Origin of the sequence: Burkholderia sp. LMG 13014 (genome assembly GCF_905232215.1) — a bacterium.
GTDB lineage: Bacteria > Pseudomonadota > Gammaproteobacteria > Burkholderiales > Burkholderiaceae > Burkholderia.
In genome coordinates, this window is sequence record NZ_CAJNKE010000337.1 from 1 (window position 1) to 6452 (window position 6452).

Consider the following 6452-nt stretch of genomic DNA (forward strand, 5'->3'; position numbering starts at 1 on the left):
CGCGACCGTGGCGGTGCGGGCCGGCTGCTTGCGCCAGTAACGGAAGGTGAAGCCGAAGACGGCCTGGAATGCCTGGCCGCCCAGATGGGTGGTTTTTCTGGTCATTTATCGTTGCCCGGCGCGTCGCGCGACGGGACTTTCCGGTTCGGAGAACATCGAAAACGCAACAGCCGGACCGCGCGAAAATCGCGGGCGGAAAACGAAACGGGCTGTCGGGAAACGGCGCGGCTGACGGGTTAGCGGAAAACTCGGGAGCCGGCGCGGACGGCGGGCTGGATCAGCGGTGCCGTGGGACCACGTTCGGGAAGGTTGCTGGCATTGGGAACATCTGCACCTCCCCTGAAGTGAACGGTTGAAAGGACGCCGAAAAGACGTGAAAAGATTCTATCAGCAGAGCCGGGCGCGCCGCAACGTCTGACGAATGGGCGTTGCAGTGTCGATACGGTTAGTATTCAGGGTTTCGGCCCTTCTTTTGCGGCCCTTCCACAGTGCGGCAGCGCAAGGGCCGGCACGCGCATCGATTACACTTCAGCGTCTGCGGCGCACGACGCCGCGGCCCGCGCAGATTCACCACGATACATTCCTGAGGAAACGATGAGCGACGTTCAGCAAGGCATCCTGACCCCGATCGATACGGTGTCCCGATACCTCACTTTCACGATTTCGAATGACGGCAATGTGGCAGCGGCACTGGCCGCGCTGCGCGAGATCGTCGACGGACGCGACACGGTGGTCGGGTTCGGGCACGCGCTGGCGGCGCACCTCGGGCACCCGGTCCCGGGCCTGACCGAATTCCCGACGTTCGCGGTGAAAGACCGCACGCTGCCGGCCACGCCGGCCGACGTGTGGGTCTGGCTGCGTGGCGACGACCGCGGCGAGATCGTGCTGCGCGCGCGGGCGATCGAACGCGCGCTGGCGCCGGCGTTCGCGTTGCAGGACGCGGTCGACGGTTTCCGCTATTCGACCGATCGCGACCTGTCCGGCTATGAAGACGGCACCGAAAATCCGGACGGCGACGAAGCGGTGGCCGCGGCGATCGTGACGGGGCAGGGCGCGGGGCGCGACGGTGCGAGCTTCGTCGCGGTGCAGCAGTGGCTGCACGACTTCGACCAGATGGAGCGCATTCCGTCGGGCGACATGGACAACATCATCGGGCGCCGCCGCTCGGACAACGAAGAACTCGACGACGCGCCCGAATTCGCGCACGTGAAGCGCACCGCGCAGGAAAGCTTCGAGCCCGAGGCGTTCATGCTGCGCCGTTCGTCGCCGTGGTCGGACGCGCGCCGCGCGGGCCTCTACTTCGTGGCGTTCGGCTGCTCGTTCCGCGCGTTCGACGTGCAGATGCGCCGGATGAGCGGCGCGGATGACGGCATCGTCGACGGCCTGTTCCGCTTTACGCGGCCGCTGACGGGCGCGTATTTCTGGTGCCCGCCGATGAAGGACGGCAAGCTCGACCTGTCCGCGCTCGGACTGTAAGCGCCTGACGGGTTCGACGAAACGGGGGGCCGCGCATCGTGCGTGGCCCCCCGTTTTTTTTCGCGGCGATCGGGCGTTGCGTGCGCTGTAGCGTTGCGTGTCAGCTCAACGTCGTGTCGATCCGCGTGCCGCGCTTGATGAACAACGTGACCGGCGTCTTCTCGCAGATTTCGGCGAGGCGCTGGCGTTGCGCGTCGTCGAGCGGGCCGTCGAGCGTCACGACGCGGCGCACGTATTGGGTACCGTCGCGATCCGCATGCAGCTCGGTGCGCACGTCGATGCGCGCGGCCGGCCACGCCTTGCGCTGCATATACATGCGCAGCGTCGCGGCCGTGCATTGCGCGAGGCCGGCCAGCACGAACGCGAACGGTGCCGGCCCGCGATCCTGGCCGCCTTCGCGTGGCGCTTCGTCGCCGGTCAGCGCGTGGGTGCCGGCTTGCAGCTGGACGACGTAGTCGGGCGCATCGGCGTCGAGGACGGCGGCGGCATGGATGAGCGACATGGCAGGTCTCCGGTCAGCGGGAACGAGAAAGCGGGCGCCGCGGGGCGGCGTGCAGCCGTCAGCATACCGCCCCGATCGCAACGGCGTGCCGTGCGGCTACGCGTCGGCGACGCCGGCGCTGCTGCGCACGAGCGCGGCGATGCGTTCGCGCACCCACTGGTGCGCGCGATCGGCGTCGCGCGATTCATGCCAGTACGCGAGCAGCGGGAACGGCTTGAGCCGCAACGGCAGCGGCCGCACGACGATCGGCAGCAGCGCGGCCATCCGCAACGCATAGGTGTGCGGCAGCGTGACCAGCAGGTTGCCGGTCGCGGCGATCTGGCACGCGGCGAAATAGTGCTGGCAGGTGAGCCGGATATCGCGAAAGCGTCCGTCGTTGCCGAGCAGCACGTCGAGCGATTGCGGCTCGCCGAGCGACGACACCGCGACATGCTGCACCGCGAAATAGTCGCTGCGTCGCAGCGGGTCGCGCGCCAGCGGGTGATCGCTGCGCAACGCGACGACCAGCGAATCGTCGAGCAGGTGTTCGGTGGCGATGCGCGGGCCGGTCGGCACGCGGCGATCGACGGCGAGATCGAGGTTGCCCGATGCGAGTTCGCGCTCGATGTCGGCCACCGCGATGCGGCGGCTCACGAGCCGCAGGCCCGGTGCTTCGTCGGCGAACGCGGCGACGATCCGCGGCAGCGCGATCGATTCGAGCACGTCGCGAATGCCGACCGCGATGCTCAGGTCGAGCGTCGCGGGATCGAACGCCGACGGCGCGCGTGCGGTGCGTTGCAGGCCCTTCAGGTGCACCTGCACGTCCGCGATGATCGAACGCGTGCGTTCGGTGGCCACGACGCGGTTGCCCTGCCGCACGAACAGCGGATCGTCGAAATGCGCGCGCAGCCGGTTGAGCGCATGCGTGACGGCCGGCTGCGTGAGATGCAGCGCGCGGGCGGCCGCGCCGATGCCGCCATGTACGTAGACGGCGTCGAGCACGCGAAACAGGTTCAGGTCGAGACGGTGATCGGCGGGCACGGGGCGCGGGCGGCGTGGTGAATCGTGGCTCGATTCTAAAGGATGCGCAGGCAACGGATACGCGGGCGTTCCGGCGTGGCGATCGATCGCGCGGGACAGGTGCCGATATCGTGTGGGCCGATATCCGGCTGCGCATTTATCCGGATACCCGAGGCATTATGTCGTCATGAAATGCGCAAAGTGCGCCGCACATAATCGCAATAATCGGCGAGAACGGCCCGTGCGACGCGGCGCCCGCCCGCCAGTCACCCCCGACAGCCTGTAGTAATCCGCCATCATGCTGTCCCCGTCGGCCATTTCGCGCCAAAGGCGCGACCCGTTCGGCTAAGATGCCGTCGCTTCATATTTCGGGATAGCCGTCCTGTCGCACGCATTCAAACCAAATATAAGCCTGACAGTTCGACGGTAATAAAAGAAGTCGAAACAAGTCGGGGGCTTGGCCAGTGAATGCAGCAGATCAGAGGTGGGTCGTTATCTATTTGAGTACGGGGTTTTCGTTGGCCCAGGCCGCGCGTCTTGGCGAGGCTTTCAACCTGGCGAATCGCCTGCACGCATACAGTGCGGATTACCAGTTGAAGTACGTATCCGAAAGCGGGGGGCTGTTGCAGTCGTCGTCCGGCGTGAGCATCGCGGCCGATCCGCTCGGCGACGAGCACGGCCGCCGTGCGCTCGCGTTCTTTCATCTTCACGGCGATCGCGCGGCCGTCAACTGGGACGGCGCATTGCAGCGCCGCCTCAGCGACATTCGCCGTCATGCGCGCTGGATCGTCGACGCGATGGACCTGCCCGCGCTCGCGGCCATGCAGCGGCCGTCGGCGACGCTCGAAGAGCGGCCCGGCCGGGCCGGGCGCCGGGTTGCCACGACGGTCGAGCTGCAGGCCGGCGAAACCGACGTGTTCGCCGCCGTGCTCGACATGTTCCGCGTCGACCTTGGTGACAGTGCCGCGCAGGAGATCGCCAGCAACATGCTGCGGCCCGTCGAGCAACGCTATACGCAGTCGATGTGGGCCTTTCGCGAGCTGAGCGCGAGCCCGTCGATCCGGATGTCGGCGCAGCGGCTGCGCGCGCAGAGCGTGAACCGCATCTCGATCGCGAACGCCGCCCAGGCCGCCGCGATGAGCGAGCGCAACTTCCTGCGGCGCTTCAAGAAGGAGATCGGCGTGACGCCGACCGAGTTCGTCCAGCACGTGCGGCTCGAGCGCGCCTGCCACATGCTGGTCCATACGACGCTGCCGGCCGACAAGGTCGCGCGCCGCACCGGGTTCGGCAGCGGCGAGCGGCTCGCGAAGCTGTTTCGCCAGCGCATGCTGATGTCGCCGACGGAATTTCGCGTCACCGAACGCGAAAGGATCCTCACCCGAGGCGCCATGCCGCCCGATGCGGATGGGGGGGCCTGCGACGACGCCGGCGGGCAGTGCGCCGCGTGTGCCGCCGCGCGGGAGAAAACAGGTCGGATACCCGTAGAATCGTCCTGTCGCGATCTCGATCCCCGGTTTCCATGCCCCTCCTCCCCACTACCGCCACCGCCCCTTTCTGCCCGTCGGAAGTAAAGGGCAGCATCACGATCGATGCCGGCGCACCGCGCTGGCAGAAGCTCAAGCGCTTCTTCGGTCCCGGCCTGCTGGTCGCGATCGGCTACATGGATCCAGGCAACTGGGCGACCGACATCCAGGCCGGCTCGCAGTTCGGCTATTCGCTGCTGTGGGTCGTCGCGTTCTCGAGCCTCGCCGCGATCTTCCTGCAGATGCTCGCGGCACGGCTCGGCCTCGTCGCGGGCAGGGATCTCGCGCAGGCCAGCTACGACCGCTACGGCCGGCTCGGCCGCATCGTGCAGTGGGTGACCGCCGAAGTGTCGATCATCGCGTGCGACATCGCGGAAGTGCTCGGCTGCGCGCTCGCGTTCAAGCTGCTGCTCGGCGTGCCGCTCGCGTGGGGGATCGTGCTGACCGCGCTCGACACGGTGATCGTGCTCGGCCTGCAGGGCAAGGGGTTCCGGCAGATCGAGGCGATCGTGCTCGCGCTGATCGCGACGATGGCGTTCTGCTTCGTCGCACAGGTGGCGATCACGCCGCCCGACTGGCATGCGGTGGTCGGCGGGCTGGTGCCGGGCGATCCGGGCCACGACCGCAAGGACGCGATCGTGCTCGCGCTCGGCATCGTCGGCGCGACGATCATGCCGCACAACCTGTACCTGCATTCGTCGGTCGTGCAGACGCGGCGCGTGGTGGGCGGGGCACGCGGGACGATCCGCGACACGCTCGCGCTGGTGCGCATCGATACTTTCGTGTCGCTGTTCGTCGCGATGCTCGTCAACGCGGCGATCCTGATCGTCGCGGGTGCGGCGTTCCATGCGACGGGCCAGCACAACGTGACCGACATCGAGCAGGCCTACAAGCTGATTACGCCGATCGCGGGCGGTGCGGCCGCGCTGCTGTTCGGCATCGCGCTGCTCGCGTCGGGGCAGAGCTCGACGCTCACCGGCACGATCGCCGGCCAGGTGATCATGGACGGCTTCCTGCATACGAAGATCCCGTGCTACCAGCGCCGGCTGATCACGCGCGGGCTCGCGCTCGTGCCGGCGCTGATCGGCGTGCTGTGGCTCGGCGACGGCTCGGTCGGGCAGTTGCTCGTGTGGAGCCAGGTGCTGCTGAGCCTGCAGCTGCCGTTCGCGATGTGGCCGCTGATCCGCTCGGTCAGCGATCGCAACACGATGGGCGAGCACACGATCGGGCGCGGGATGCAAATCGCCGCGTGGGCGCTGTTCGTCGTCATCACCGGCACGAACCTGCTGCTGATTACCGGTGTGGCGAGCTGATACAGGCTGTCACAGGCTGAAACAGGCGCGCTGCGCGCATGCGGTAAACTGCGGCCTTTCGATCGTCGTCCGAAGTCCGTTATGTGGAGTGAAATCAGCAACATCGGCGATGCCGCGCTGACCTTGCCGATCGCGCTGACGTGCGCCGCGTGGCTCGCGCTGACCGACTGGCGCCTCGCCGTCCGCTGGGGCGTGCTGCTCGCCGCCGGCATGGGCCTCGTGGGCGCAACGAAGATCCTGTATGCCGGGTGCGGCATCGAGCTGCCGCAATTTGATTTCCGCGTGATCAGCGGCCATACGATGCTGTCGACGTCCGTGTGGACGGTCGCGCTGTCGATGCTGTGGCAGGCGTTCCGGCCGGGCAAGGCGCCCGGTATCGCGGCCGGGCTGGCCGTCGGTGCGATCACGGCCGTCGCGCGCGTGTTCGATCATTCGCACACCGTTCCGGAAGTGATCGTCGGGTGGATGCTCGGCGCGTTGGTCGCGTTGCTGTTCCTGCGCGGCTATGACGGCGCGCGGCAGCGTGCATTCTCGCCGCGCGTCGCGGCCGTCTGCCTGCTGCTCGTGTCGGGCATCGCGTACGGACACCGTGCGCCGTTCCAGCAGATGATCGATACCCATTCGCCGCAACTCTGCGCG

6 protein-coding genes are annotated in these 6452 nt (G+C 67.6%); 4 read left to right on the forward strand and 2 right to left on the reverse strand.

What is annotated here, in order from left to right; genetic code table 11:
- The first annotated feature begins 594 nt into the window (after positions 1 to 594).
- The gene (locus JYJ84_RS25250; RefSeq protein ID WP_174958188.1) at positions 595 to 1476 is read left to right on the forward strand and encodes a Dyp-type peroxidase; all 882 of its coding nucleotides are present in this window, start codon (positions 595 to 597) and stop codon (positions 1474 to 1476) included.
- 100 nt (positions 1477 to 1576) lie between these two features.
- On the opposite strand, the gene JYJ84_RS25255 is transcribed toward JYJ84_RS25250, so the two are convergent.
- The gene (locus tag JYJ84_RS25255; RefSeq protein WP_043177923.1) at positions 1577 to 1978 is read right to left on the reverse strand and encodes an OsmC family protein; all 402 of its coding nucleotides are present in this window, start codon (positions 1976 to 1978) and stop codon (positions 1577 to 1579) included.
- Between the two features lie 96 nt (positions 1979 to 2074).
- Positions 2075 to 2998: a LysR family transcriptional regulator gene (locus JYJ84_RS25260; RefSeq protein WP_175221763.1), complete on the reverse strand. Its 924-nt coding sequence runs from the start codon at positions 2996 to 2998 to the stop codon at positions 2075 to 2077.
- A 497-nt stretch (positions 2999 to 3495) separates the two neighbouring features.
- On the opposite strand from JYJ84_RS25260, the gene JYJ84_RS25265 reads away from it, so the two are divergent.
- The 3 genes from JYJ84_RS25265 to JYJ84_RS25275 form a co-directional block, all read left to right on the forward strand.
- Entirely contained in the window at positions 3496 to 4548 is a 1053-nt protein-coding gene (locus tag JYJ84_RS25265) for a helix-turn-helix domain-containing protein (RefSeq protein WP_175221764.1), read from the forward strand.
- Positions 4497 to 5813 (forward strand): Nramp family divalent metal transporter, encoded by a 1317-nt coding sequence (locus JYJ84_RS25270; protein ID WP_175221765.1) that lies wholly within the window; start codon positions 4497 to 4499, stop codon positions 5811 to 5813. The genes JYJ84_RS25265 and JYJ84_RS25270 overlap by 52 nt, the downstream gene beginning before the upstream one ends.
- An 81-nt stretch (positions 5814 to 5894) precedes the next feature.
- On the forward strand, positions 5895 to 6452 hold a 558-nt coding region (locus JYJ84_RS25275), incomplete at its 3' end, for a phosphatase PAP2 family protein (protein WP_205189581.1).